This window comes from Pseudomonas qingdaonensis (genome assembly GCF_018398475.1).
GTDB classification, from domain to species: domain Bacteria; phylum Pseudomonadota; class Gammaproteobacteria; order Pseudomonadales; family Pseudomonadaceae; genus Aquipseudomonas; species Aquipseudomonas palmensis.
Genome location: NZ_CP074676.1, coordinates 4,553,717 through 4,580,306 on the forward strand (window position 1 = coordinate 4,553,717; position 26,590 = coordinate 4,580,306).

A 26,590-nucleotide genomic window follows, 5' to 3' on the forward strand; every position below is an offset into this window, starting at 1 on the left:
GCAGGGACTTACCCGATCAAAGGCAGCCGGCCAGCACCCGAACCAGTTTCTGTGCCCGCGGGTCCATCAGGACATACGGGCCCAGGGTATTGGTGACAAAGCCAAAGGCCACGTCGTGTTCCGGATCGGCAAAACCGACCGAGCCGCCGGCCCCCGGGTGTCCGAAAGCCTTGGCGCCCAGCCCGAACGTGGCGTTGGGCACCTGTGGCTGATCAAGCATGCAGCCCAGGCCGAAGCGGGTCTGGGTCAGCAGGGTCATGTCCTGGCCTAGGCTGTGTTCGCGGGTCAGTTCGTCGAGCAGTTCCGATTCCAGCAGGCTGCCGTCCAGCAGCCCGGCATAGAACCCGGCCAGGCTGCGTGCGTTGCCGTGGCCGTTGGCCGCCGGTTGCTGCATGCGTCGCCACTCAGGCTTGTTGGTACTGGTCAGGATGGCTGGCGGGTTGGTGAAGGCGCGGGTGGACAACGCCTCGGGCTCACGCATCGTCACCTGCAGCAGCCGCTTGGCTGCCTCGTCACCCGGGTTGCCTTTGCCCCGGGCGATGTGCGCGACACGGTAGAACTCTTCATCGTCCAGTCCCACATGGAAATCCAGCCCCAGGGGCCTGGCGGTGCGCGCCACGATCGACTCGCCCGGGCCGCGGCCGTCGGCGCGGCGAATCAGCTCGCCCAGCAGCCAGCCGTAGGTGATCGCGGCGTAGCCGTGGGCGGTGCCGGGGGTCCACCAGGGGGCTTCGGCGGCCAGGGTGTCGACCATGGTCTGCCAGTCGTACAGGGCTTCGGCGGGCAGCAACTGGCGGAACGCCGGCAGGCCGGCCTGGTGGCACAGCAGTTGGCGCAGGGTTACCGAGCTCTTGCCGGCCTGGGCAAATTCTGGCCAGTAGCGAGCGACCGGTGCATCCAGCGCCAGCTTGCCTTCGGCCACCAGTTGCAGGGCGGTGACGGCGGTGAAGGTTTTTGTGCAGGAGAACAGGTTGGCGATGGTATCGCTGTGCCAGGCTTGCTGGCCGTCCTTGTCGGCGGTGCCGGCCCAGAGGTCGAGGACCGTTTCGCCACCGACCTGGATGCACAGTGCGGCGCCGCGTTCCTGGGGATCATCGAAAAGTGCTGCGAAGGCTTCGCGTACCGCCTCGAACTGGAGTTCGTAATGACCTTGAATCTGCACCCGTAATTACCCCGCCGTACTGCGCCACAAAATGGCTGGCATTGTTCCAGCACTGGAGGTTTTTGGGAACACCGCAAAGCCAGGCGGTCCCCTTGCGCTCTCAGGCGCCTACCGTGCCGGCATTACCAGCGGCTTGTTCAGTTGCTCCACCACCCCAAGATTGCTCTTGCGCACACTCTCCACAAACCCCTGAAACGGCACGTCGGTAATCCCCACCAAGCCGAAATGCCCATTCTCGCCATCGAGCAAACGCCCGCTGGCCGGCTGATCCAGGTACTGGAACCAGTGCACTCCCACAATCGAAGGCTCCTTCAAGGCCGCCTTGACGAAGTTCGCATAGGCCGGCCCACGGTCCTCCTCACGCGCCACTTCCATCGGCCCCGGCCCGAACGGCCCACGATCACGCGAGCCAAACTGGAACTCCGACACCAGCACCGGCTTGTCCAGCGCATTGAGCTGGGCAAAGTCGTAGCCATCCTGCGGCGTGGGTGCATACACATTGAAGCTCACCACATCACAGTACTTGGCACACGCCGCCACCGCTTCAGGCGTACTCACCGCAAACCGCCCACCCAGCAGCAGGTGATTGGGCGCATGCCATTTCAGCGAGTCGGAGATGGTCTTGAAGTAGGTCTCGGCAAACACCCGCTGGAAATACTTGAAGTCGGCCTCGATTTCCGGGTGCGCGGGGTCGGGCAGCGGCGGCTCGAAACCCGGGTCCTCCATCAGTTCCCACGCCGTCAGTTCGATGCCCCACGCCTTGGACAGGCCTTCCTGGTTGCGGTACTTGTCGCGCAGCTGCTTGAGAAAGGCACGCTTGGCCGGCGAGTCGGTGGTCAGGCGCAAGGTGCCGTAGGCCAGCGCATAACGCTGCTTCGGTTCATTACCCGGCACCGCCCAGGCCAGCTCGTTGTCGGCGAAATAGCCAATCAGCCACGGATCGTCGCGATGGTCGCGCGCGGCAATCGCCACAGCACGTTCGGTGGCCATGGCAAAGCGCGGGTCGAACGGGTCGGGCATCGCACCCCACCAGTCCACCCCCGTGCTGATGCTGGTGTAGTCGCCGCCGATGGACAACGGCAGGGTGTAGGGCAGGCGTTCGCTCTGCAGGCCGTTGTCGCTCCAGTTGCCCAGGGTGTTGAAACCCCAGGCCTGCAGGCGATCCAGGCTCTGGCCCTGCCAGCGCGCCTGGTCGAACGTCGGCGTGGCGTGGCCACGGCCCAGGTTGGCGGCGTAGAAGTCGAACCAGCGCCCCTTGCCGAAACCGCGCCCCTGGGAAGAACCGTTGCCGTCCAGGTTGTCGCCCTGGCCGTAGTACTGCGCCAGCGGGGTCTGCGCCTCGGGCAAGGCGGTGAACATCGACTCGCGCCCTTCCACGTAGGTGCGACCGCCATCGGCCGCCACGGCATTGACCCCCAGCGAGTAGAACGGATGCCCCAGCGGCGTGACCAGAAACCAGCGACCCTCACGCTTTTCGGTGCGAAAGAACCCCTTGGCCTCGAATGCCTCAGCGCCAAGCAGGCCGCCGAACGTGTCCAGCTTGAGCTTGCTGCGCTCGTCCAGCCAGCCCTTGAGCTGCTGCTGCTCGCGCTGGGCAGCCGCCTTGAGCTGGTCGTCACTGCTGATCTTTTCGGGCCAGCGACCACGGGTGGACTGCCCATAACCGTCGATGAGGCCGGCATAGGCGGCCTTTTGCAGCACGTCGTCGTCCTGCACGCCAAAGCGCTCGATCAGCAGACTCTGCGCCACCTTGGGCCTGGGCATCGACAGCGTGACCGATACCACCTGCTTGAGGTCGGCCTTGCCCTCGCTGCTGGTCAGCAGCACCCGCTGGCCCTGATGACGGAACGGCATCGGCGGACCGACGCGCATGCCCTGGGTGAGCGGCGAGCTGGCGGTCAGCGGTACCATTACGGTCTGTGCCGGGCCGGCCGGCAGGTCGATGCGGCTGGTGAGGGTACTGCCGTCGCTGCTGAGCACCGTCACGTCGACGCTCAGCGCCCAGTCCATGGCGCTCTGCATGCGCAAGGTCAGCGCGGTAGCGCCCGTCCAGTCCCACACCCCGGTCTGCGGGCTAAGGCGCAGGCTCGGGCGCTCCACGGGGTTGAACACCACGCGCCGCAGTACCTCGCCCTCGGCTGTCTGCTCCGCATTGTACTGCGGCAGGCTGGCATCTTCGGTCACCACATTGACCACCGCGGCCGGGCGAACGAAGTTGAACAGCGTCTGTTGCCCGGCCAGCAGCGGCGAGCTGAACAACAGTGCAATCACGGCAGGCAGGGTACGGCGCAACATAGGGCTGGAGTTCTCCTTGATGGCCCTTGCGGGCCTTGATCTGTGCAATAGACAACGGGGCACTGCAAAGCGCTGTGCCGCTCAGGAAATTTCCCGGCGAAACGGCGGCAGCGCATTGAGGATAGCCTTGCCGTAGCGCTGGGTGACCACGCGCCGGTCAAGCAGGGTGATGGTGCCGCGGTCCTGTTCGGTACGCAGCAGGCGCCCGCAGGCCTGGATCAGGCGCAGCGAGGCATCCGGCACGGCGATCTCCATGAACGGGTTGCCGCCACGGGCCTCGATCCACTCGGCCAGGGCCGCCTCGACCGGGTCGTCCGGCACCGCGAAGGGAATCTTGGCGATGACCACGTGCTCGCAGTAAGCACCCGGCAGGTCGACCCCTTCGGCAAAGCTGGCCAGGCCGAACAGCACGCTGGAGTCACCGCCGTCGACGCGCGCCTTGTGCTTGTTGAGGGTTTCCTGCTTGGACAGGTTGCCCTGGATGAACACCTGCTTGCGCCAGTCGCGGTCCAGGCCGTCGAACACGTCCTGCATCTGCTTGCGCGACGAGAACAGCACCAGCGAGCCACGCGAGCCTTCCACCAGCTCGGGCAGGTCGCGGATGATCGCGGCGGTATGCGCCGGAGCATCGCGCGGGTCGGCACGCAGGTCCGGCACGCGCAGCACGCCCGCATCCACGTGGTGGAACGGGCTGGGCACCACCGCCGTGACGGCCAGCTTGGGCAGCCCGGCGCGCATGCGAAAGCGATCGAACTTGCCCAGCGCGGTCAGGGTGGCCGAGGTCACCAGGGCGCCATGGGCGACGTTCCACAGGTTGCGGCGCAGCATCTCGGCCGCCAGGATCGGGCTGGCGTTGACCTCGATATCGAACAGCGCACCGCTTTCGGCCAGGGTCAGCCAGCGCGCCATCGGCGGGCTGTCTTCCGGGTCTTCGGCGGTAAAGGCGGTCCACAGCTCCCAGTTGCCCTGGGCACGGGTCTGCAGGCTGCCGAACAACGGGTACCACTCCTCGGCCTGGTGGCTGGGGATGCCGATGCTGACTTCGGCGTCCATGCCTTCCTTGAGCAGGTCGGTGAGTCGGGTGAACAGGTCGGTCAGGCGCGAAAAGCCCTTTTTCAGTTCGATGCCCATCTCGCGCATGTGCTCGGGCACCACGCCGCCGACGAAGCGATAGCGCGGGCGTTCGCGACCTTCCATGTCTTCGCCCGGGCGAAACTCCGCCACCTGCTCGCAGGCGCTGAACATGAACTGCTGCTGGGCCTTGATCTCGCGGGCCAGTTCCGGCACCTGCTCGATGTACTTGCCCAGGTCGCCCGGCAACGGGTTCTGCGCCAGCAGCTTGGCCAGGTTCTTGGCGGTCTGCTCGAGCCAGTCGGCGGTCGAGCGCAGGCGGGTGTAATGGGCAAAATGGCCGATGGCCTTGTCGGGCAGGTGATGGCCTTCGTCGAACACATAGATGGTGTCGCGCGGGTCGGGCAGCACGGCGCCGCCGCCCAGGGCCAGGTCGGCCAGCACCATGTCGTGGTTGGTGACGATCACGTCGACCTTGCCCATGCCCTCGCGGGCCTTGTAGAAGGTGCACTGCCCGAAGTTGGGGCAGTGGCGGCCGGTGCACTGGCTGTGGTCGGTGGTCAGGCGCGACCAGTCCTGGTCTTCCAGGGCCTGTGGCCAGCTGTCGCGGTCGCCGTCCCATTTGTTGCCGGCCAGCTTCTCGATCATGCTGGTGAACAGCTTCTGACTGGCCTCGTCCACCTCGATGCGAAAGCCCTCCTCCTCGAACAGCTGCGCGGTGGCGGTCTGGGCGTGGCCTTCCTGCAGCAGCAGGTCGAGCTTGGACAGGCACAGGTAGCGACCACGCCCCTTGGCCAGGGCGAAGCTGAAGTTCAGGCCACTGTTGCGCATCAGGTCCGGCAGGTCCTTGAACACGATCTGTTCCTGCAGGGCCACGGTGGCGGTGGCGATCACCAGGCGCTTGCCAGCAGCCTTGGCCGCGGGAATCGAGGCGAGGCTGTAGGCCACCGTCTTGCCGGTACCGGTGCCGGCCTCGACCGCGACCACGGCGGGCTCGCCGCTGCGGCGGCCTTCGTCGTCCACGGCGATGTCGCCCAGCACCTTGGCCACTTCGGCGATCATCAGACGCTGGCCGTAGCGGGGCTTGAGGCTCTTGGCTTCGAGAAAACGCGAATAGGCGCCCTGAATCTGGGATTTGAGTTCGTTGCTGATCATGGTGTCGGGGCGCCCGGAGGGCTGGATAAATTTTCAGTGTTTCGAATGGGTCGCTATCATACCCCGCTATTGCCCCTTGCGCCGAATGGAGTTCCCGATGACCGCCTTTGCCATCCCCTACAGCCTGCATTTGCTGGCCGCCCTGATCTGGGTGGGCGGCATGTTCTTCGCCTGGCTGATCCTGCGCCCGGCCATGGTGGCCGCGCTTGACGGCCCTTCACGGCTGACGCTGTGGGTAGAAGTGTTTCAACGTTTTTTCGTGTGGGTCTGGGTTGCGGTCGCGGTGCTGGCGATCACCGGCGTTGGCATGATGCACATGCGCTTCTCGGGGTTCGAGACTGCGCCACGTTATGTGCAGGTGATGATTGGCGCAGGGATTGCGATGTTTGCGCTGTTTCTGAGAATCCAGGCGCTGCTGCTGCCAGAGTTGCGCAAGGCGGTGAAGGCGCAGGACTGGCCCGCCGGGGCCGCAGTGCTCGGGCGCATTCGGCGCCTGGTGGGGATCAATCTGCTGCTGGGTATTGCGGTGGTGCTGGTGGCGTCGAGCCGGCTGCTGGTGTGAGGTGATCGCTTCGCCAGCAAGGCGGGCTCCTGCAAAGGCCACGTTTGCCTGCAGGAGCCGACCTGGCCGGCGAAGCGGCCCTGAAGATCAGAGGCGCTGAAGAATCAGCTCCCCGTCAGCCCCGGCTGCCCCCGGTTGCCCGGGCTGCCCGGGTCTTCCCGTCGCCCCTGCATCGGTGCGGTACACCAGGCAACCCTTGCTGGCCCCGCCTGCGCCCGGCTTGCCCGGCGCACCTGCCAGCCCCGGCGCACCGCCGTCGAGCCTGACCTTGATCTGCTCGGCCGGGAAGCTGGCAGGCAGTGCCAGGCGCACCCGGCCTCCGGGCGCCCCGTCATGGCCATCGCCACCGTTGTCGCCATTGGCGCCACGGCTGGCCTGGCCCCAGGTGCAACCACCCGCCTTGCCGTTACCGCCATCGAGCCCCACATACCCCGGTGCCCCCGCGCCGCCACGGGCGTCGATGGCCAGTTCTGAAGCCTCCAGCGCCTGAATGCGCAAGCTCAGGTCACGTCCGGGCCTGGCGACCCGCTCATAGGTACCCGGCGCACCGTGGGCAGCAATCTCACTGCCCTGGCCCAACTGCGCCTGGGCCACTTCCATGCTCAGCGCATGCTCGGCCGGCACGATGGCAATGCGCGCCTGGTTGCCCAGGTGCAGCTCATCCACCTTCAATTCCACCAGGCTCGCCGGCAGCACCAGGGTGGCCGAATCCGCCACCTCCAGGCGCTGAAGGTGCACCACGCTGGCCTTGTTCGGCAGGCGCAGCACCGAGTGCGCCGCCACGCTGATCGCATCGGCCAGGGCCAACGGGCTGAACAGTGCTGCCAACAACACGACCTTACGCATGACCAGCCTCCTGGCGCGGGGCCGGTATCGATTGGATATGAAAGATGCCGACCAGCAGAATCTGCAAACGGTCGAACCAGCGATGGCTGCGCTCACGCAACCGTCCGTTGAACATCAGCACCTCGAGCACGTGCAGCACCAGCAGCATGGCCCCCGCGAGGTTGATCAGCTGGTGGAACGGCTTGTCTGCCGGCATCAGCAGATTCACCAGTACCACCCACCAGAACACTACCGTCAGGGCCTTGCCCAGCCCCCACAACGCCTTCATACCCGCGCCCCTTGTTGTTGCGTTTTCTTGTTTGGCGGCCCGCTTACGCGACACAGGCACTGCACGCCACATTACCGGCTGGCACCCTCCGGATGCCAGCCCCGCTGTCGATCAATTGAGGTGCAATTCGACCCGGCGATTCTGCGCGCGGCCCGCATCGGTTTCGTTGTCGGCAATCGGCTCGCGCTCGCCACGCCCCTGGCTGGTGATTTTCTGCGGTGCCAGGCCCTGGCTGATCAGGTACTCGGCCACGCTGCTGGCACGCCGCTCGGACAACGCCTGGTTGTAGGCATCGCTGCCACGGCTGTCGGTGTGTCCGATCACCTTGATGCTGGCCACGCTCGGGTCATTGAGCTTGCCGGTCAGGGTACGCAACTGCTGCTGGGCGGCCGGGGTGAGTTCGGCCGAGTCGTAGGCGAACATCACGCTGCCCTGGTCGTTGAGGGTGATCACCTCGGGCTCAGGCGCCGAGGCCTTCTCGCTCGGCGGGTATTGGGGCAACGGGCAACCGTTGTGGCTCACCGGGGTGTTGGGCGGGGTATCGGGACAGCGGTCGCGGCGGTCGAACACGCCATCGCCGTCTTCGTCACCGTCCTGGGCAAAGCAGATCAGGCCACCGGCGATGGCACCCAGCACCGCGCCGCCACCGGCCCAGGCAGAGCTTTCGATGGCGCCCAGGCCGCCACCCACGGCGCCGCCCAGCAGGCTGCATAGGGGCCAGGTTCGTTGGTTCAACGGGGCGCTGCCATCGCTGTGGGTGGCGCAACCGGACAGCAGGCTGGCGACCACGAGCACGGGCAGCGCAGCCTTGGTGATTACATTCATGGGGAATGCTCCTGTGTCACCGGCCAGTACCGGTCACACAGGAGTAAAGACGCGCCCGCGACACTTCACAAGCCGCGGGGCGCAAGGGCTTCAGCGATCGATGCGAATTTCCACGCGGCGGTTCATCGCGCGTCCGTCGGCGGTGTTGTTGTCTGCCACCGGCTGGGTTTCACCGGCGCCCTGCACCGAAACGAAACTGCTGCGCGCAATGCCGCTCTCGACCAGGTAGTCGGTCACCGAATGGGCGCGGCGCTCCGAGAGTTTCTGGTTGTAGGCATCGCTGCCGCGGCTGTCGGTGTGCCCGGTGACGCTCAGGCGTGCGCTCGGGGCTTCGGCCTTGAGGCGCGTGGCGATCTTGTCCAGGCGCAGTTTGTCAGCCGTGGTGAGCCTGGCCGAGTCGAACTCGAACAGCACATCGCGGATCACGATGACCTCTTCCTTGACCACCACGACTTCCTCGACCACCGCGACCGGCTCCGGCGGGCAGCCGTTGGCATCGACCTGAACGCCACGCGGGGTGCCCGGGCACTTGTCGCGGCTGTCCGGTACGCCATCACCGTCTTCGTCGCCGTCGCCATGGGCCCAACAGTAACCGGCCGCCAGACCGCCGCCGAGCAGCGCGCCCCAGCCGGCCCAGCTGGAGCTTTCGATGGCGCCCAGGGCGGCACCGCCAACGCCCCCGACGGCGGCACACTTCGGCCAGTCGGTTTTTTGCAAACCTGCACAACCAGTCAATACGCTGGTTAGCAGAACCAGAGGCAATGCTGTGCGAACTATGCTCATTTTGTCGCGTCTCCTAGGGGGAATCGGTGCAAAACCGATGCTCTGGGAGTAAAGACCGGTGATTCCATCTGCGCCAGCAATAAGCCATGGCGCTTTGCGCGTGCCTCTATGCCTTGCGTCGCGGGCCGGCTAGTCTTGACGCATTACCGAGGAGCTTCGATGACTGACCGTTTTTCTTCGCGCACGCCCCAGCAGGCCCTCGCCGCCCTGCTGGAGCACCATGCCCCGCAACGCCTGTTGCTGGTGGGCACGTCGTTTCCGGCACTGGAGGCCTTCGCCGCCGCGCACCCGCAGGCCCAGATCGCCGTGGCCCGCCCCGGCGCGCTGCCGGCCGAGCTTGCCGCGCAGCGTTTCGACCTGGCGGTGCTGGTGGACTGCCTGGAACACCTGAGCAACCAGCAGGGCCTGCAACTGCTCGGCGGCATTCGCAACCTCAACGCCAGCCGCGTGGCGGTGCTGGTCGACCTTGCGGCCAGCGGCTGGCGCGACACCGACTTCTACGCACTGGCGCTGCAGGACAGCGAGCGTTTTCAACGTGACGAGCAGGTATTGAACCTGTTCACCTATGATCTACGTGACTACAAACAGGTACCCGACTGGCTCAACGCCAAGTTCTGGGCCAACCCGCAAAATTTTGGAAAGTACTGGTGGTGATGCAATGAGTGTCTCGGTTTGCCCGTGCGGCAGCGGTAACCTGCTCGATGCCTGCTGCGGGCATTATCATGCCGGCCACCCGGCGCCCGATGCACAGACGCTGATGCGCTCGCGCTACAGCGCCTATGTGCTGGGGCTGGTGGATTACCTGATCAAGACCACCCTGCCGGTGCAGCAAGCCGGGCTGGATCGCGCCGGCATTGCCGCCTGGAGCGCGCAAAGCACCTGGCTGGGCCTGGAGGTCGAGAGCGCCGAGGTGTTCGGCGGCCAGCCCGATCACGCGTTCGTCACCTTCACGGCGCGCTGGCACGACAACGACGGCGAGCACAGCCACCGCGAGCGCTCGGCCTTCGTGCACAACGGCGGGCACTGGTACTTCATCGACCCCACGGTGGGCCTCAAGGCCGGGCGCAACGACGCCTGCCCATGCGCCAGCGGGCAGAAGTTCAAGAAGTGCTGCGCCAGCTACATGAGCCATTAGTCATGACCACCTGCGCCCGTCGGCTGCTCATCGGCCTGCTGCTGATGAATCTGGCGGGCTGCGCCAGCTGGTGGGGCGGCAGCTACCAGGACCCCGGCGTGCACCTGGTGCGGGTCGAGACAGTAAAGGCGCGGCTGATGCAGCAGGAGTTCATCCTGCACTTTCGCATCGACAATCCCAACGACAGCACCCTGCAGGTGCGCAACCTGCATTACGCGGTGTACCTGGCCGACCTGTTGCTGGTCGAAGGCGACCACGGCCAGTGGTTTCGGGTGGACGCGCACAGTCGGCGCACCATCCAGGTACCGGTGCGTACCAACCTGTGGCGCCAGCTCAAGCCCATCGCCAAGCTGCTCAAGCGCCCCGATCAGGCCATCCCCTATCGCCTGGAGGGTGAGCTGAGCACCGGATTATTCTTTGCCCACGACCTGCACTTGTTGCGCAAGGGTGAGATAATTCCCGCCGATCTCATTCCGGAGTAACCCTCGATGACCCAGCAACCCCACGTTCATGGCCCCGACTGCAATCACGATCATGACCATCACGCGCATGATCATGACCACGGCCATGTGCATGGCCCGCACTGCAACCATGCCCCTCAGGAACCTGCGCGCAATGCCCTGAAGGACGTTGGCCGCAACGACCCTTGCCCATGCGGCAACGGCAAGAAGTTCAAGAAGTGCCACGGGGCCTGATGCCTCCCCTGTGGGAGCGGGCCTGACCCGCTCCCACACACGTTGCGCCTCGACATCAAGCACAGTTCCAGCAGACGACCATCAAACGGAGCGTGACCATGATCGACCTGTATTACTGGACCACCCCCAACGGCCACAAGATCACCCTGTTTCTCGAAGAGACCGGCCTGCCCTACACCCTTCACCCGATCAACATCGGCAAGGGCGAGCAATTTGCCGAAGACTTTCTGAAAATCGCCCCCAACAACCGCATCCCGGCCATCGTCGACCACGACACCGCCGACGGCCAGCCGCTGTCGCTGTTCGAGTCCGGGGCCATCCTGCTCTACCTCGCCGAAAAAACCGGGCAGTTCATCCCCAAGGACCTGCGCGGCCGCCAGGAGGCCCTGCAATGGCTGTTCTGGCAAATGGGCGGCCTGGGCCCGATGGCCGGGCAGAACCACCACTTCAACCGCTTCGCCCCCGAGAAGATCCCCTACGCCATCAAGCGCTACGTGGACGAAACCGCGCGCCTGTACGGGGTACTGAACAAGCGCCTGGCCGACCGACCATTCGTCGCCGGCAACGACTACAGCATCGCCGACATGGCGATCTACCCGTGGATCGTTTCGCACACCTGGCAGCAGCAGAACCTGGACGACTTCCCGGCCCTCAAAGGCTGGTTCCAGCGCATCCAGGCACGCCCCGCCACACAACGCGCCTACGCCCTGGTCGAGCAGATCAACCCGCCGCCAGCCTGAACCACGACAAGGCCGCGCGGTACTTTGAAAATAAAGCCCGCGCCCCCGCTTGCATGGCGTGATCGCGCTCACTAACGTAGCGCCTTTTAGCGCCATCCCCTGCAGGAGCCTTGCCCATGGCCTCGCCAGCCCTTTCCCCCGTTCTACCCCGGTTCGGCGTCGCCGCGACCCTGCTCGGGCTGCTCAGCCTGGGCGGTTGCCAACTGGGCAACCATCAGGACAGCGTCATCCCCACCAGCGGCGTGCAACCGCTCAAGGGGCTGGCACAGAACGTCTCGGTGCGGCGCAACGCCCTGGGCATGCCGCTGATCGAGAGCAGCAGCTTCCACGATGCGCTGTTCACCCTGGGCTATGTGCACGCCGGCGATCGCATCGGGCAGATGGTCGGCATGCGTCTGCTGGCCCAGGGGCGCCTGGCCGAGATGGCCGGCCCGGATGCGCTGGAGGTCGACCGCTTCATGCGCGCGGTCAACCTGAAAAAGAACGCCAGCGACCTCTACGCCGACGCCTCGCCGCGCCTCAAGCGCTTCTTCGAGGTGTACGCACGCGGGGTCAACGCCTACCTGTTCCGCTACCGCGACCGCCTGCCGGCCCCGCTGGCCCAGAGCGGCTACCGCCCCGAGTACTGGAAGCCTGAAGATTCGGCGCTGATCTTCAGCCTGTACAGCTTCAGCCAGTCGGTGAACCTGCAGGAAGAAATCGCCGCACTGACCCTGGCGCAGAAAGTCGGTGCCGACACACTACCGTGGCTGCTGCCCAGCTACCCGGACGAACCGCTGGCCATGGCCGAAGCCGACAAGCTCAAGGGCTTGAACCCGGGCAGCCAGCTGCCGGGCCTGGCCACACTGAACAAGGTCAGCGAGCAACTGGCCGCGCTCAACCTGCTGGGCACCCCGGCGTCGAGCAACTGGGCCATCGCCCCGCAGCGCAGCCGCAGCGGCCGCAGCCTGCTGGCCAGCGACAGCCAGGGCGCATGGGCCTTGAGCCCGGTGCAGGTTCGCACCACCAAATACCAGGCTGCCGGCTTCAGCCTGGCCGGCCTGCCGTTCGTGCTGTCCGGCTTCAACGGCAAGCTGGCCTGGAGCAGCAGCGCGGCAATGGGTGACAACCAGGACCTGTACCTGGAAAAACTCAAGCGCGAAGGCAACCGCGTGCTCTATGAAGTCGACGGCCGCTGGCAGCCAGTGCAGGCGCGCAACGAGACCTACTTCGTCAAGGGCCAGCGCCCGCAACGCGAAACCCTGTACGAAACCCGCCACGGCGCCCTGCTGACCGGCACCCAGGGCAGCCTCGGCCTGGCCCTGAAGATGCCCGAACTCAAGGGCGACAAGAGCCTTGATGCGTTCTTCGACCTGTCGCGGGCACAGAGCGTCGAACGTGCCTTCGACGCCAGCCGCGAAATCGGCGCCGCCGCGCTGAATCTGGTGTTCGCCGACGCCGCCAACGTGGGCTGGCAGGTTACCGGCCGCTACCCCAACCGCCGCGAAGGCCAGGGCCTGCTGCCCTCCCCAGGTGCCGACGGGCGCTATGACTGGGATGGCTACGCCGACGCCATGCTCCACCCCTACGACCAGGACCCGCCGCAAGGCTGGCTGGGCAATGCCAACCAGCGCAGCATTCCCAAGGGCTATGGCCTGCAACTGTCCAACAGCTGGTACTACCCCGAGCGTGCCGAACGCCTGGCGCAGCTGGCGGGCAACGGCAAGCACGACAGCCGCAGCCTGATCGCCATGCAGTACGACCAGACCACCCTGTTCGCCGCCAAGCTCAAGGCCATGTTCGAAGCACCCGGCATGGCCCGGCCGCTCAAGCAGGCCATCGACGCCCTGCCCGCCGAGCAGAAGGCCCGCGCCCGCGAGGCCTACACCCGGCTGATGGCGTTCGACGGGCGCCTGAGCCCGCAATCGGCGGATGCCGCGGTGTACGAGCTGTTCCTGCAGCAAAGCGCCCGGCAGATCTTCCTCGATGAGCTGGGGCCTGAAACCAGCCCGAGCTGGCAGGCCTTCGTCGCCAATGCGCGGCTGTCGTACTCGGCCCAGGCCGATCACCTGCTGGGCCGCGACGACAGCCCGTTCTGGGATGACCGCAACAGCCCGGGCAAGCAGGACAAGCCGACGATCCTGGCCCGCAGCCTGGCCGCGGCCATCAGCGCCGGCGAAGCGCAGATGGGCACCGACCGCCGGGCCTGGCAATGGGGAAAGCTGCACCAGTACCACTGGCCCGTCAGCGCACCCTATGGCCTGGGCGACACGCTCAAGCGCGGCCCGCTGGCCACCGGCGGCGACCACACCACACTCAACGCCTCGGCCTATGCCTGGGGCCAGGACTTCGATGCCCGCCTGATGCCGTCGATGCGCATGGTGGTCGACTTCGGCCTGGCCGAGCCGCTGCAGGGGGTGAGCAGCAGCGGGCAGTCGGGCAACCCGGCCAGCGCGCATTTCGCCGACGGCCTGGATGCCTGGTTCAAGGGCAGCTACGTGACCTTCCCGATGCAGCCGCAGAACTTCGAACGCGCCTACGGCAGCAAGCGCCTGACCCTGGTGCCCGGCAAGTAACCCCTTCGGCTCGCCGTCGCCCTGGCGGCGAGCCCCTTTCTCACCCCGCGCTGATCCATATCAAAGTGCCACCCTCGTCCATCGGCTATAACCGGGTTTGTCTGATGACCCTATAAAAACGATTGCGGATACGTGCCTACAGGACCACCTGCGGCCGCATCCAAAGGACGATTGCGATGGCTTCTCTTGTATCGCGTCTGGCCATGCTTGGCTCGACGCTGCTGTTTGCGTACCCCGCCTCTGCCAGTGAGCCGCCCCCGGCAACGGCAGCCGAACGCGGCGCCTACATTGCCCGTCTGGGCGACTGCGTGGCCTGCCACACTGCCAAGGGCGGCGAGTTGATGGCCGGCGGCCTCGAACTGACCACGCCGATGGGCACCATCTACTCCAGCAACATCACCCCCGACAAGGTCACCGGCATCGGCCGCTACACCTTCGAGCAGTTCGACCGCGCCATGCGCGAAGGGGTGAACGCGGCCGGCACCAACCTGTACCCGGCCATGCCCTACCCCTCCTACGCGAAAATGACCGAAGGCGACATGCGCGACCTGTACGCCTACCTGATGGAGGACGTGAAGCCGGTCAACCAGCCCAACCTGGAAGCGGACATGAAGTTTCCGTTCAGCCAGCGCTGGGGCCTGTCGCTGTGGAACCTGGTGTTTCTCGACAAGCAACCCTTCGTGGCCGACCCGGCCCGCAGCGACGAGCTCAACCGCGGCGCCTACCTGGTACAGGGCCTGGGCCACTGCGGCGCCTGCCATACCCCGCGCGGCGTGGCCTTCCAGGAAAAGGCCATGGACGACGCCGGCAGCGGCGGCCAGCACTTCCTGGCAGGCGAGACCGTGGAGCACTGGCGCGCCCTGAGCCTGCGCAACCTGTGGACGGTGGACGACACCGTGCAGTTGCTCAAGACCGGGCAGAACCGCTTTGCCACGGTGTCGGGCAACATGGCCGAGGTGATCTCCCACAGTACCCAGCACTTCACCGACGCAGACCTCACCGCCATCGCGCGCTACCTCAAGTCGTTGCCACCGGGCAAGGACGACCTGCCGATGCCGATGGTGGAACGAACCCCTGCCCCAGCGCCGGACAACCTGTTCACCAGCCGCGGCGGGCTGGGCTACACGCAGTTCTGCAGCGACTGCCACCGCCCGGACGGCGCCGGCGTGGCGGGCATGTTCCCGCCACTGGCGCACAACCCCAGCGTGGCCTCGGCCAACCCGACCTCGCTGCTGCACATCACCCTGACCGGCTGGCAGACCGCCGAAACCGTCGCCCACCCGCGGGTGTACACCATGCCCGGGTTCTCGCGCCTGACCGACACCGAGATCGCCGAGATCCTCACGTTCGTGCGCAGCAGCTGGGGCAACGACGGCTCGGCGATCAGCGCAGCGCAGGTGGCCAAGCTGCGCCAGCAGCTCAAGCCCCAGGACCGCGACGCCTCGACCTTCGAGACCCCGCGCCTGGCCGACCTGCTGGCGGCCAGCAATGCCGATGAGGTGGTGCGCGGCATGCGCCTGCACCTGCAGACCCGTGACCTGCTGCCCGACAACGTCGGCAACGCGCTCAACTGCACCAGTTGCCACCTGAACGCCGGCACCGTGGCCGACGGTTCGCCGTTCGTCGGGGTATCGGCCTTCTTCCCCGGCTATGCGCCACGGGCGGGCAAGGTGATCACCCTGGAGGAGCGGATCAACGGCTGCTTCCGGCGCTCGATGAGCGGCTCGCCGCTGCCACCGCAAGGGGCCGACATGCAGGCGATGGTGGCGTACTTCGAGTGGATGAAGAACAACACCAAGCCCGAGGACAAGGTGCCAGGGCGCGGTGTAGGCAAGGTCGACCCGTCGATCAAGCCCGACCTGGACAACGGCAAGCAGGTGTATGCCCAGCAGTGCGCGGTGTGCCATGGCAACGACGGCGAAGGCCTGACCCGTGCCGACGGCACCTGGATCTTCCCGCCGCTGTGGGGCGAGCAGTCGTTCAACATCGGTGCCGGCATGGCGCGCACCTACACCGCGGCCGCCTTCGTCAAACGCAACATGCCGATCGGCATGCACGAGAAGTTCCCGCTCGGCCAGGGCGGCCTGTCCGACCAGGACGCGGTGGACGTGGCGGCCTGGTTCTCCAGCCAACCACGCCCGGACTTCCCCGACAAGGTCAAGGACTGGCCCAACGGCGGGCGCCCGGTAGACGCGCGCTACTGAAGCAGCCCCCCTGCAGCGTCGCCGGCAGCACGCCGGCGACGCTTTCGGATCGAACTTCACCGGCCCGGCCGCGCTCCTAGGTTAAACCCCCAGCGCAGCGGCCTTGGCATGGACCTGGTGATTGCACGACCCGAAGGATTGTATTGCCCACCCGGGGATTTCTACATCGACCCGTGGCGCCCCGTTGAACGTGCGGTGATCACCCACGGCCATGGCGACCACGCCCGCAACGGCAACCGCCACTACCTCACCGCCAGCCCCGGCGCGGGCATCCTGCGCAGCCGCCTGGGCGCCGACATCAACCTGCAGACCCTCGACTACGGCCAGCGCCTGGACCACGGCGGGGTGGCCCTGAGCTTGCACCCGGCCGGCCATGTGCTGGGCTCGGCCCAGGTGCGCCTGGAGTATCGCGGCGAGGTGTGGGTGGCGTCCGGCGACTACAAGGTCGAACCCGATGGCACCTGCGCACCGTTCGAACCGGTGCGCTGCCACACCTTCATCACCGAGTCGACCTTCGGCCTGCCGATCTACCGCTGGGAGCCCCAGCAGCAGATCTTCGACCAGATCAATGCGTGGTGGCGCGAGAACATCACACTGGGCAAGGCCAGCGTGCTGTTCTGCTATTCGTTCGGCAAGGCGCAGCGCATCCTGCATGGCCTGGACCCGAGCCTGGGGCCGATCCTGGTGCATGGCGCGGTCGAGCCGCTGAACCGGGTATACCGCGAAGCGGGTGTCGCCCTGCCCGCCACGCTGCATGCCAGCGAGATGGACAAGCACGACCCACGCATGCGCCAGGCGCTGATCCTGGCCCCGCCCTCGGCGGCCGGCAGCAGCTGGATGCGCCGCTTCGGCGACTACAGCGACGCCTTCGCCAGCGGCTGGATGCGCCTGCGCGGCACCCGGCGCCGGCGCGGGGTGGACCGCGGCTTCGTGCTCTCCGACCACGCCGACTGGCCCGGCCTGCTATGGGCCATCGAACAGACCGGGGCGCAGCGGGTGATGGTGACCCACGGCTCGGTGGCCGTGCTGGTGCGCTACCTGTGCGAGCGCGGGCTGGATGCCCAGGCGTTCGTCACCGAATACGGTGACGAGGATGAAGGCGCCCCGACCGAGGCCAGCGCATGAAGGCCTTCGCCGAACTCTACGGCCAGCTCGACGCCACCACCTCGAGCAACGCCAAGCGCGATGCACTGGTGCGCTACTTCGCCAGCGCCAGCCCCGCAGACGCCGCCTGGGCGGTGTACTTCCTGGCCGGCGGGCGGCCGCGCCAGCTGGTACCCACACGGCTGCTGCGCGAGCTGGCAATCAGCCTGTCGGGTTTGCCCGACTGGTTGTTCGAGGAGAGCTACCAGGCCGTGGGCGACCTGGCCGAGACCTTTTCGCTGCTGCTGCCCGAAGCCGCCCACAGCAGCGACGCGGGCCTGGCCTACTGGGTCGAGGATTGCCTGCTGCCGCTGCGCGGACTGCCGCCCGAAACCCTGGCGCAGCGCCTGCCGCCCCTGTGGGCACAGCTCGACCGGCAGAGCCTGCTGGTGTGCCTGAAGCTGGTCACCGGCAGCTTTCGCGTCGGCGTGTCGAAGCTGCTGGTCACCCGCGCCCTGGCGCAACTGGCCGACATCGACAGCAAGCGCGTGGCTCAGCGCCTGGTGGGCTACACCGACCTGTCGCACCGCCCCACGGCCCAGGGCTACCTCAAGCTGATCGCGGCCGAGTCCGAAGACGAACATGCCCAGCGCGGCGGCCAGCCGTACCCGTTCTTTCTGGCCCATGCGCTGCAACAGCCGGTGGACCAGTTCGACGCCCTGCTCGGCCCGCCCCAGGCCTGGCAGGCGGAATGGAAGTGGGACGGCATCCGTGCGCAGGTGGTCAAACGCGAGGGCCAGTTGTGGGTGTGGTCACGCGGCGAGGAGCTGCTGACCGAGCGCTTCCCCGAACTGCAGGCGCTGGCCGCCGTGCTGCCCGATGGCTGCGTGGTGGACGGCGAGATCGTGGTGTGGCGCGACGGCGTGCAACCCTTCGCCCTGCTGCAGCAGCGCATCGGGCGCAAGACCCTGGGCAAGAAGATCCTGGCCGATGCGCCAGTGGTGCTATTGGGCTACGACCTGCTCGAATGGCAGGGCGCCGACTGGCGCAGCCGCCCGCAGGCCGAGCGCCGGGCGCAGCTGGAAGCGCTGGTGCAGACCACTGCGCACCCGGCGCTGCGCCTGTCGCCGGTGCTGCAGGGCGACACCTGGGCCGAGCTTGCCGCCCAGCGCGAGGCATCGCGCAGCCTGGGGGTCGAGGGCCTGATGCTCAAGGCCCGCGACGCCCTGTACGGGGTGGGCCGCACCAAGGACATGGGGGTGTGGTGGAAGTGGAAAATCGACCCGTTCAGCGTGGACGCGGTGCTGATCTATGCCCAGCGCGGACATGGCCGGCGCGCCAGCCTGTACAGCGACTACACCTTTGCGGTGTGGGACGCCCCCGCCGGCAGCCCGCAGCGTAGCCTTGTGCCCTTTGCCAAGGCGTATTCGGGGCTCAGCGACGAAGAGATGCGCAAGGTTGATGCAATCATCCGCAAGACCACAGTGGAAACCTTCGGTCCGGTACGCAGCGTGACCCCGACGCTGGTGTTCGAACTCGGCTTCGAGGGCATCGCACTGTCCAAGCGCCACAAGAGCGGGATTGCGGTGCGCTTCCCGCGGATGCTGCGCTGGCGCCTGGACAAACCGGTGGACGAAGCGGACGACCTGGCCACGTTGCAGTCGCTGCTGGGGTAAGCGAAACGCAGCAATTGGGACTATGGTGCGGAAATTGCTGTGAGCTTGATGTCGAGCGGCCAGCGGTAACGCTGCGCAGCCACCCATCACTTGCGCTTGAAGGACCACACCATGAAAAAAGCTCTGCTGACGCTGTCTGCTCTGGCGCTGTGCCTGGCTGCGGGCAACACCCTGGCCAAGGACTACAAGGAACTGCGCTTCGGCGTCGATCCCTCCTACGCCCCTTTCGAGTCCAAGGCCGCCGACGGCAGCCTGGTGGGCTTCGATATCGACCTGGGCAACGCGATCTGCGCCGAGCTCAAGGTCAAGTGCAGGTGGGTCGAGAGCGACTTCGACGGCATGGTTCCGGGCCTCAAGGCCAACAAGTTCGACGGCGTGATCTCGTCCATGACGGTGACCCCGGCGCGGGAGAAGGTCATCGACTTCTCTGACGAGCTGTTCTCCGGGCCTACCGCACTGGTGTTCAAAAAAGGTGCTGGCATGAGCGCCGACCCGGCCTCGCTCAAGGGCAAGACCGTCGGCTATGAGCAGGGCACCATCCAGGAAGCCTATGCCAAGGCCGTGCTGGACAAGGCCGGGGTCAAGACCCAGGCCTACCAGAACCAGGACCAGGTGTATGCCGACCTGATTTCGGGACGCCTGGACGCCTCGATCCAGGACATGCTGCAGGCCGAACTGGGCTTTCTGAAATCGCCACAAGGCGCGGGCTACGAAGTGAGCCAACCGGTGGACAGCGAATTGCTGCCGTCGAAGACGGCGGTGGGCATTAAGAAAGGTAACAGCGAGCTGAAGGCCCTGCTGAACAAAGGTATCAAAGCGTTACACGATGATGGCACCTATGCCGACATCCAGAAGAAGCACTTTGGTGATCTGAACCTGTACAGCGGCAAGTAGGGCCGGCCTCTTCGCCGGCAAGGCCGGCTCCTACACGGGTTCGCGGTGCGTGCAAGAGCTGACGCACCGCGTACCCAAGGTCCCACCCGCACAGGCTCGCCCCATGCTTGACGACCTCCTGCAACACCTGGGCCTTGGCGCCTTCAGCCTCAGGGGTTTCGGCCCGCTGCTGCTGCAAGGCACCTGGATGACCCTGCAACTGTCCTTCATGTCGCTGCTGGTCAGCGTCGGCCTGGGCCTGCTCGGCGCCAGCGCCAAGCTCTCCGCGTTGCCGCTGCTACGCATCCCCGCGCAGCTCTACACCACGCTGATCCGCGGGGTGCCCGACCTGGTGCTGATGCTGTTGATCTTCTACAGCCTGCAGACCGGGCTCACCAGCCTGACCGACGCCATGGAGTGGGACTACATCGAGATCAACCCCTTCGCTGCCGGGGTCATCACCCTGGGCTTCATCTACGGTGCCTATTTCACCGAGACCTTTCGCGGCGCGATCCTCGCGGTGCCGCGCGGCCAGGTCGAAGCGGCCACCGCCTATGGCCTCAAGCGCTTTCAGCGGTTTCGCTTCGTGGTGTTCCCGCAGATGATGCGCTTCGCCCTGCCGGGCATCGGCAACAACTGGATGGTGATGCTCAAGGCCACCGCGCTGGTGTCGATCATCGGCCTGGCCGACCTGGTCAAGGCCGCCCAGGATGCCGGCAAGAGCAGCTACCAGCTGTTCTACTTTCTGGTGGTGGCGGCCTTCATCTACCTGCTGATCACCAGCGCCTCGAACGTGGCCCTGCGCTGGCTCGAACGGCGCTACAACGTCGGCACCCGGGAGGCACTGCGATGATCGAGCTGCTGCAGGAATACTGGCGCGCGTTCCTCTATACCGACGGCACCCACATCACCGGGCTGGCGATGACGATGTGGCTGCTCAGCGCCTCGCTGCTGATCGGCTTCGTGGTGTCGATCCCGCTGTCGATCGCACGGGTGTCACGGCGCCTGTGGGTGCGCTGGCCAGTGCAGTTCTACACCTACCTGTTTCGCGGCACGCCGCTGTATATCCAGTTGCTGATCTGCTACACCGGCATCTACAGCCTGGAGGTGGTGCGCGGGCAACCGCTGCTCGACAGTTTCTTTCGCGACGCCATGAACTGCACCATCCTGGCCTTTGCCCTGAACACCTGCGCCTACACCACCGAGATCTTCGCCGGCGCCATCCGCAGCATGCACCACGGTGAAGTCGAGGCAGCCAGGGCCTACGGCCTGCGCGGCTGGAAACTTTATGCTTATATCATCATGCCGTCCGCGTTGCGCCGCTCGCTGCCGTACTACAGCAATGAGGTGATCCTGATGCTGCACTCGACCACCGTGGCCTTCACCGCCACCGTGCCGGACATCCTCAAGGTCGCCCGCGACGCCAACTCGGCCACCTTTCTGACCTTTCAGTCGTTCGGTACGGCCGCCATCATCTACCTGTGCGTGACCTTCGCACTGGTGGGCCTGTTCCGCCTGGCCGAACGACGCTGGCTGGCCTTCCTCGGCCCCGCACACTAGGACCGTTCATGCACCACAAGACCCACGACATCCTGGCCCCGGTGCCGGGGATTTGCCGCCAGATCCACAGCTTCCACTTCGGCCCGCGCGGTGCCGGCAAGGTCTATATCCAGGCTTCGCTGCATGCCGACGAGCTGCCCGGCATGCTGGTGGCCTGGCACCTCAAGCAACGCCTGGGCGAATTGCAGAGCCAGGGCCGCCTGCGCCACGAGATCGTGCTGGTGCCCATCGCCAACCCGGTGGGCCTGGAACAGGTGCTGATGGACGTGCCCCTGGGGCGTTTCGAGCTGCAGAGCGGCGAGAACTTCAACCGCCACTTCGTCGACCTGAGCGACACCATCGGTGACCAGATCGAGGCGCACCTGACCCAGGACCTGCGGCACAACGTCGAGCTGATTCGCGAGTGCATGCGCCGGGCGCTGGACGCGCAGCCCGCCGCCACCCCGCTGCAATCCCAGCGCCTGGTACTGCAACGCCTGGCCTGCGATGCCGACATGGTGCTGGACCTGCACTGCGACTTCGAGGCCGTCGCGCACCTGTACACCACCCCGGAAGCCTGGCCCCGGGTCGAGGCGCTGTCGCGCTACCTCGGGGCCCAGGCCAGCCTGCTGGCCACCGATTCGGGCGGGCAGTCGTTCGATGAGTGTTTCACCCTGGTGTGGTGGCAGCTGCAGCAACGCTTTGCCAAGCAGTTCCCCATCCCCCAGGGCAGCTTTTCGGTGACGGTGGAGCTGCGCGGTCAGGGCGATGTGAGCCATCCGCTGGCCAGCACCGACTGCGAGGCGATCCTGAACTACCTGACCCGTTTCGGTGCCATCGAAGGCGAGGCCGCCCCCTTGCCGCCCCTGCCCTACCCGGCCACGCCGCTGGCGGCGGTCGAACCGGTGGCCACGCCGCTGGGCGGCCTGCTGGTGTTTCATGTCACCCCGGGCCAGCCGGTGCAGGCCGGGCAACTGATCGCCGAGGTGATCGACCCGCTCAGCGACCGCGTGACCCCGGTATACAACCAGCAGGCCGGGCTGCTGTATGCCCGCTCGCTGCGACGCATGGCCACCGCTGGCATGGTGATTGCGCATGTGGCGGGCAACCAGCCGTACCGCAGCGGCTACCTGTTATCGCCATGAGGGGCCGTGCATGTACAAACTGACCATCGAAGGCCTGCACAAGCGCTACGGCGAGCACCATGTGCTCAAGGGCGTTTCACTGCAGGCCAGCACCGGCGACGTGATCAGCCTGATCGGCGCCAGTGGCTCGGGCAAGAGCACCTTTCTGCGCTGCATCAATTTTCTCGAACAGCCCGACGAGGGCAGCATGACCCTGGACGGCCAGCCGGTGCGCATGGTGCACGACCGCCACGGCCTGCGCGTGGCCGATGCCGACGAGCTGCAGCGTATCCGCACGCGCCTGGCCATGGTCTTCCAGCATTTCAACCTGTGGAGCCACCTGAGCGTGCTGGAGAACATCAGCATGGCGCCGCGCCGGGTGCTGGGGGTAAGCCGGCACGAGGCCGAGGAACGGGCACGTGCCTACCTGGACAAGGTAGGCCTGGCGCCCCGGGTGGCAGACCAGTACCCGGCGTTCCTGTCCGGTGGCCAGCAGCAGCGGGTGGCGATCGCGCGGGCGCTGGCAATGGAGCCGGAGGTGATGCTGTTCGACGAGCCGACTTCGGCGCTGGACCCGGAGCTGGTGGGGGAAGTGCTGCGGGTGATCCAGGGGCTGGCCGAGGAAGGCCGCACCATGATCATGGTGACCCACGAAATGAGCTTTGCACGGCAGGTATCGAGCCAGGTGCTGTTCCTGCATCAGGGGCTGGTGGAGGAACAGGGCGCACCGGCCGATGTGCTGGGCAACCCCAGGAGCGAGCGGCTGCGCCAGTTCCTGAGTGGCAACCTCAAATAACCCGACGATTGTCACCCGCTAAAACTAATGCCGGGCATTGATGGTCTGTGAAGACACACCCACTGCCCACAAGCGGCCCCGGCATGCGTAAACCGTCCGACCTTGCTAGCCCCTGGTTTGCCACCCGTGGCTGGAAGCCCTTCGCCTTTCAGAAGCGCGTGTGGGCCGCCGTCGCCCGCGGCGAATCCGGGTTGCTGCATGCCAGCACCGGCGCCGGCAAAACCTATGCCCTGTGGCTGGCCGCGCTGCAACACCTCCATGCCCAGGACACGCCACGCGCCAAGCACCCGGCACCGCTGCAAGTGCTGTGGATCACCCCCATGCGCGCCCTGGCCGCCGATACCGCGCGGGCCTTGCAGGCGCCACTGGACGCGTTGCAGATTCACTGGAGCCTGGGCGTGCGCAGCGGCGACACCTCCAGCGCCGAGCGTGCCCGCCAGAGCCGGCGCCTGCCCAGTGCCCTGATCACCACCCCCGAAAGCCTGACCCTGCTGCTGACCCGCGATGCGGCGCAGAGCGAGTTCGCCAGCCTGCGCCTGGTGGTGGTGGACGAATGGCACGAGCTGCTCGGCAACAAGCGCGGTGTACAACTGCAACTGGCCCTGGCGCGCCTGCGCCGCTGGCACCCGGGCCTGATCGTATGGGGCATCTCGGCCACCCTGGGTAACCTGGAGCATGCCCGCGACGTGCTGCTGCCCGAGGGCGGTTGCCTGGTGCAAGGCCGCCAGGACAAGCGCATCGAGGTCGATACCCTGCTGCCAGAAGCCATCGAGCGCTTCCCCTGGGCCGGGCACATGGGGCTCAAGATGCTCGCGCAGGTGCGCGATGAGGTGGCGCGCAGCAGCAGTTGCCTGGTGTTCACCAACACCCGCGCCCAGGCCGAGCTGTGGTATCAGGCGCTGCTGGAGGCGCGCCCCGACTGGGCCGGCATCATTGCCCTGCATCACGCCTCGCTGGCCCGCGAAACCCGCAACTGGGTCGAGCAGAGCCTGAAACAGGGCCAGCTCAAGGCAGTGGTATGTACCTCAAGCCTCGACCTGGGGGTGGATTTTCTGCCCGTCGAACGGGTGTTGCAGATCGGCTCGGCCAAGGGCGTGGCGCGTCTGATGCAGCGCGCCGGACGCTCGGGGCACGCGCCGGGCCGCCCTTCGCGGGTGACCCTGGTACCGACCCACAGCCTGGAGCTGGTGGAGGCCGCCGCCGCCCGCGAGGCCGTGGCAGCACGCCAGATAGAGGCAAGGCGCTCTCCGGCACTGTGCATGGATGTGCTGGTGCAGCACCTGGTGAGCATGGCCCTGGGGGCCGGGTTTCGCCCCGCGCAACTGCTCGAGGAAGTGCGCAGCACCTGGGCCTATCGGCACCTGCGCGACGAACAGTGGCAATGGGCGCTGGAATTCGTGCGCAACGGCGGTGCCTCGCTGGGCGCCTACCCTGACTATCACCGGGTCATCGAAGCGCCGGACGGGGTATGGCGGGTGGCCAACGCGCGCCTGGCGCGCCGCCACCGCATGGGCATCGGCACCATCGTCAGCGATGCGAGCATCCAGCTGAAGTTCTGGAGCAAGGGAGGCGGCGGGCGCAACCTGGGCAGTGTCGAGGAAGCCTTCGTTGCCCGCCTGCGCCCGGGCGATGCCTTCCTGTTCGCCGGGCGCACGCTGGAGCTGGTGCGCATCGACAACATGACCGCCTATGTGCGTCGCAGCACCGCACGCAAACCTGCCGTACCACGCTGGAACGGCGGGCGCATGCCGCTTTCCAGCGAGCTGGCCAGGGCCGTGGTCGAGCAGCTCGACAGCGCCGCGCACGGTCGCTACCACGGGCCGGCCATGCAGGCGGTCAAGCCATTGCTGGAGCTGCAGCGGCGCTGGTCGGTGATCCCCACCCACGACATGCTGCTGGCCGAGACCTGGACCTCGCGTCAGGGCTGCCATCTGTTTCTCTATCCATTTGCCGGGCGCACCACCCACCTTGGGCTGGCCAGCCTGCTGGCGTGGCGCTACAGCCGCAGCCAGCCGGCGAGTTTCTCGATTGCGGTGAACGACTACGGCCTGGAACTGCTGTGCCCTGGCGAAGTGCCGTGGGCGGTCATGCTGCCGGACCTGCTGAGCCCCGATGAACTGCTCGAGGACGTGCTGGCCAGCCTGAATGCCGGCGAAATGGCCATGCGCCGTTTTCGCGAAATTGCGCAGATCTCCGGGCTGGTGTTCGGCGGCTATCCCGGCTCGCACAAGAGCACCCGGCAGATCCAGGCGTCCAGCGGCCTGTTCTTCGAGGTGTTCCGCCAGCACGACGCGGGCAACCTGCTGCTGGGCCAGGCCCGTGACGAGGTGCTGAACGCAGAGCTTGAGATCGACCGCCTGGCGCAGGTACTGAGCCGGCTGGGCGGTTTGCGCCTGCATCTGCAGCCGCTTGCGCGCCCGGGCCCGCTGGCCTTTCCGCTGCTGGTGGAAGGCATGCGCGAAACCCTGAGCACGGAAAAGCTCGCCGACCGCATCGCCCGCATGGTCGCCGACCTGGAAAAGGCCGCGAGCCGGGAGCGCTGAATGAGTCACTGCCTGAACATCGACGTACAGGGCGAGCAGCTCTGGCTGCTGGGGGACAAGGCGCTGTACTGGCCGGCGCGCAGGGTGATGCTGGTGGCCGATGTGCATATCGGCAAGGCGGCGGCATTTCGCGCCCAGCACCTGCCCGTGCCCCGCGGCACCACGCAATCGACCCTGCAACGCCTGGACCGGCTGCTGACCAGCTACCCATGCGAAGAGCTGATCGTGCTGGGCGACTTTCTGCACGCACGCACCGGTCGCGCCGCGGCCACGCTGGAACGCGTGCGGCAATGGCGGGAACGGCACGCCCGGCTGAAGATCACGCTGATACGCGGCAACCACGACCTGCATGCCGGCGACCCGCCCGAGGGGCTGCGCATCGATGTGCTGGACGGCCCGCTGCTGCTGGGGCCGTTCGCCTTGCAGCACGAGCCCGAGCCCCATCCCACGCACCTGGTGCTGGCCGGCCACGTACACCCGGTGTATGTGCTGCGGGGGCGCGCGCGGCAACGCCTGCGCCTGCCCTGCTTCGTGATCGGCGAACGGCTCGGCCTGCTGCCGGCCTTCGGGGACTTCACCGGCGGCTGGGCAGTGCAGCCTCAGCCGGGTGAGCGCGTGTACCTGACGGCAGACGCGCAGGTATGGCCGGTCGAGCCCTAG

At 66.7% G+C, this 26,590-nt stretch carries 24 protein-coding genes; 17 read left to right on the forward strand and 7 right to left on the reverse strand.

Features of this window, described 5'->3' with window-relative positions:
• Positions 1-16: 16 nt before the first annotated feature.
• The 3 genes from KH389_RS20765 to dinG all read right to left on the reverse strand — a co-directional run bounded on the left by KH389_RS20765 (position 17) and on the right by dinG (position 5,683).
• On the reverse strand, positions 17-1,162 hold the full coding sequence (locus KH389_RS20765; RefSeq protein WP_213606163.1) for a serine hydrolase domain-containing protein: 1,146 nt from the start codon (positions 1,160-1,162) through the stop codon (positions 17-19).
• A 108-nt stretch (positions 1,163-1,270) separates the two neighbouring features.
• Complete coding sequence (locus KH389_RS20770) at positions 1,271-3,457, reverse strand: beta-galactosidase (protein ID WP_213606164.1); 2,187 nt, start codon at positions 3,455-3,457, stop codon at positions 1,271-1,273.
• An 81-nt stretch (positions 3,458-3,538) separates the two neighbouring features.
• Positions 3,539-5,683, reverse strand: a complete 2,145-nt coding sequence (gene dinG / locus KH389_RS20775; RefSeq protein WP_043862624.1) for an ATP-dependent DNA helicase DinG — start codon at positions 5,681-5,683, stop codon at positions 3,539-3,541.
• 97 nt (positions 5,684-5,780) lie between these two features.
• Here dinG and KH389_RS20780 point away from each other — a divergent pair, with 97 nt between their 5' ends.
• Complete coding sequence (locus KH389_RS20780; RefSeq protein WP_043862625.1) at positions 5,781-6,245, forward strand: CopD family protein; 465 nt, start codon at positions 5,781-5,783, stop codon at positions 6,243-6,245.
• A gap of 87 nt (positions 6,246-6,332) precedes the next feature.
• Here the strand turns inward: KH389_RS20780 and KH389_RS20785 are convergent, their stop codons facing one another.
• The 4 genes from KH389_RS20785 to KH389_RS20800 all read right to left on the reverse strand — a co-directional run bounded on the left by KH389_RS20785 (position 6,333) and on the right by KH389_RS20800 (position 8,967).
• Positions 6,333-7,091 carry a hypothetical protein gene (locus KH389_RS20785; RefSeq protein WP_043862626.1) on the reverse strand — a complete coding sequence of 253 codons (759 nt, stop codon included), beginning with the start codon at positions 7,089-7,091 and terminating at the stop codon, positions 6,333-6,335.
• Complete coding sequence (locus tag KH389_RS20790; protein ID WP_043862627.1) at positions 7,084-7,359, reverse strand: DUF1145 domain-containing protein; 276 nt, start codon at positions 7,357-7,359, stop codon at positions 7,084-7,086. The genes KH389_RS20785 and KH389_RS20790 overlap by 8 nt, the downstream gene beginning before the upstream one ends.
• A 111-nt stretch (positions 7,360-7,470) precedes the next feature.
• Positions 7,471-8,184: a PA1041 family peptidoglycan-binding anchor lipoprotein gene (locus tag KH389_RS20795; protein ID WP_213606165.1), complete on the reverse strand. Its 714-nt coding sequence runs from the start codon at positions 8,182-8,184 to the stop codon at positions 7,471-7,473.
• A 90-nt stretch (positions 8,185-8,274) separates the two neighbouring features.
• On the reverse strand, positions 8,275-8,967 hold the full coding sequence (locus KH389_RS20800; RefSeq protein ID WP_043862629.1) for a PA1041 family peptidoglycan-binding anchor lipoprotein: 693 nt from the start codon (positions 8,965-8,967) through the stop codon (positions 8,275-8,277).
• Positions 8,968-9,126: 159 nt separating this feature from the next.
• Here KH389_RS20800 and KH389_RS20805 point away from each other — a divergent pair, with 159 nt between their 5' ends.
• From KH389_RS20805 to pdeM, 16 genes are all read left to right on the forward strand, one after another.
• A complete protein-coding gene (locus KH389_RS20805; RefSeq protein WP_043862630.1) occupies positions 9,127-9,621 on the forward strand; it encodes a DUF6231 family protein in 495 nt (164 codons plus the stop codon).
• Between the two features lie 4 nt (positions 9,622-9,625).
• On the forward strand, positions 9,626-10,102 hold the full coding sequence (locus tag KH389_RS20810) for a YchJ family protein (protein WP_043862631.1): 477 nt from the start codon (positions 9,626-9,628) through the stop codon (positions 10,100-10,102).
• A 2-nt stretch (positions 10,103-10,104) separates the two neighbouring features.
• Complete coding sequence (locus KH389_RS20815; protein WP_043862632.1) at positions 10,105-10,584, forward strand: LEA/WHy family protein; 480 nt, start codon at positions 10,105-10,107, stop codon at positions 10,582-10,584.
• A gap of 6 nt (positions 10,585-10,590) precedes the next feature.
• Positions 10,591-10,797 (forward strand): SEC-C metal-binding domain-containing protein, encoded by a 207-nt coding sequence (locus KH389_RS20820; protein WP_078480560.1) that lies wholly within the window; start codon positions 10,591-10,593, stop codon positions 10,795-10,797.
• 98 nt (positions 10,798-10,895) lie between these two features.
• Positions 10,896-11,537, forward strand: coding sequence for a glutathione binding-like protein (locus KH389_RS20825; RefSeq protein ID WP_043862633.1), 642 nt, complete (start codon positions 10,896-10,898; stop codon positions 11,535-11,537).
• A 116-nt stretch (positions 11,538-11,653) separates the two neighbouring features.
• Positions 11,654-14,092 carry a penicillin acylase family protein gene (locus KH389_RS20830; protein WP_213606167.1) on the forward strand — a complete coding sequence of 813 codons (2,439 nt, stop codon included), beginning with the start codon at positions 11,654-11,656 and terminating at the stop codon, positions 14,090-14,092.
• Between the two features lie 176 nt (positions 14,093-14,268).
• Complete coding sequence (locus KH389_RS20835; RefSeq protein ID WP_213606169.1) at positions 14,269-16,296, forward strand: c-type cytochrome; 2,028 nt, start codon at positions 14,269-14,271, stop codon at positions 16,294-16,296.
• 108 nt (positions 16,297-16,404) lie between these two features.
• Positions 16,405-17,421, forward strand: a complete 1,017-nt coding sequence (locus KH389_RS20840) for a ligase-associated DNA damage response exonuclease (RefSeq protein WP_078480563.1) — start codon at positions 16,405-16,407, stop codon at positions 17,419-17,421.
• Positions 17,418-19,055 (forward strand): ATP-dependent DNA ligase, encoded by a 1,638-nt coding sequence (locus KH389_RS20845; protein WP_054914741.1) that lies wholly within the window; start codon positions 17,418-17,420, stop codon positions 19,053-19,055. The genes KH389_RS20840 and KH389_RS20845 overlap by 4 nt, the downstream gene beginning before the upstream one ends.
• A gap of 111 nt (positions 19,056-19,166) precedes the next feature.
• A complete protein-coding gene (locus KH389_RS20850; RefSeq protein ID WP_043861953.1) occupies positions 19,167-19,949 on the forward strand; it encodes a transporter substrate-binding domain-containing protein in 783 nt (260 codons plus the stop codon).
• A gap of 103 nt (positions 19,950-20,052) precedes the next feature.
• A complete protein-coding gene (locus tag KH389_RS20855; RefSeq protein ID WP_043861954.1) occupies positions 20,053-20,781 on the forward strand; it encodes an ABC transporter permease in 729 nt (242 codons plus the stop codon).
• Positions 20,778-21,488: an ABC transporter permease gene (locus KH389_RS20860; RefSeq protein WP_043861955.1), complete on the forward strand. Its 711-nt coding sequence runs from the start codon at positions 20,778-20,780 to the stop codon at positions 21,486-21,488. The genes KH389_RS20855 and KH389_RS20860 overlap by 4 nt, the downstream gene beginning before the upstream one ends.
• Before the next feature lie 8 nt (positions 21,489-21,496).
• Entirely contained in the window at positions 21,497-22,612 is a 1,116-nt protein-coding gene (locus KH389_RS20865) for a succinylglutamate desuccinylase/aspartoacylase family protein (RefSeq protein ID WP_116052162.1), read from the forward strand.
• A 10-nt stretch (positions 22,613-22,622) separates the two neighbouring features.
• Entirely contained in the window at positions 22,623-23,387 is a 765-nt protein-coding gene (locus KH389_RS20870; RefSeq protein WP_054914743.1) for an ABC transporter ATP-binding protein, read from the forward strand.
• Positions 23,388-23,470: 83 nt separating this feature from the next.
• On the forward strand, positions 23,471-25,930 hold the full coding sequence (locus tag KH389_RS20875; protein WP_213606171.1) for a ligase-associated DNA damage response DEXH box helicase: 2,460 nt from the start codon (positions 23,471-23,473) through the stop codon (positions 25,928-25,930).
• On the forward strand, positions 25,931-26,590 hold the full coding sequence (gene pdeM, locus KH389_RS20880) for a ligase-associated DNA damage response endonuclease PdeM (protein WP_104572027.1): 660 nt from the start codon (positions 25,931-25,933) through the stop codon (positions 26,588-26,590).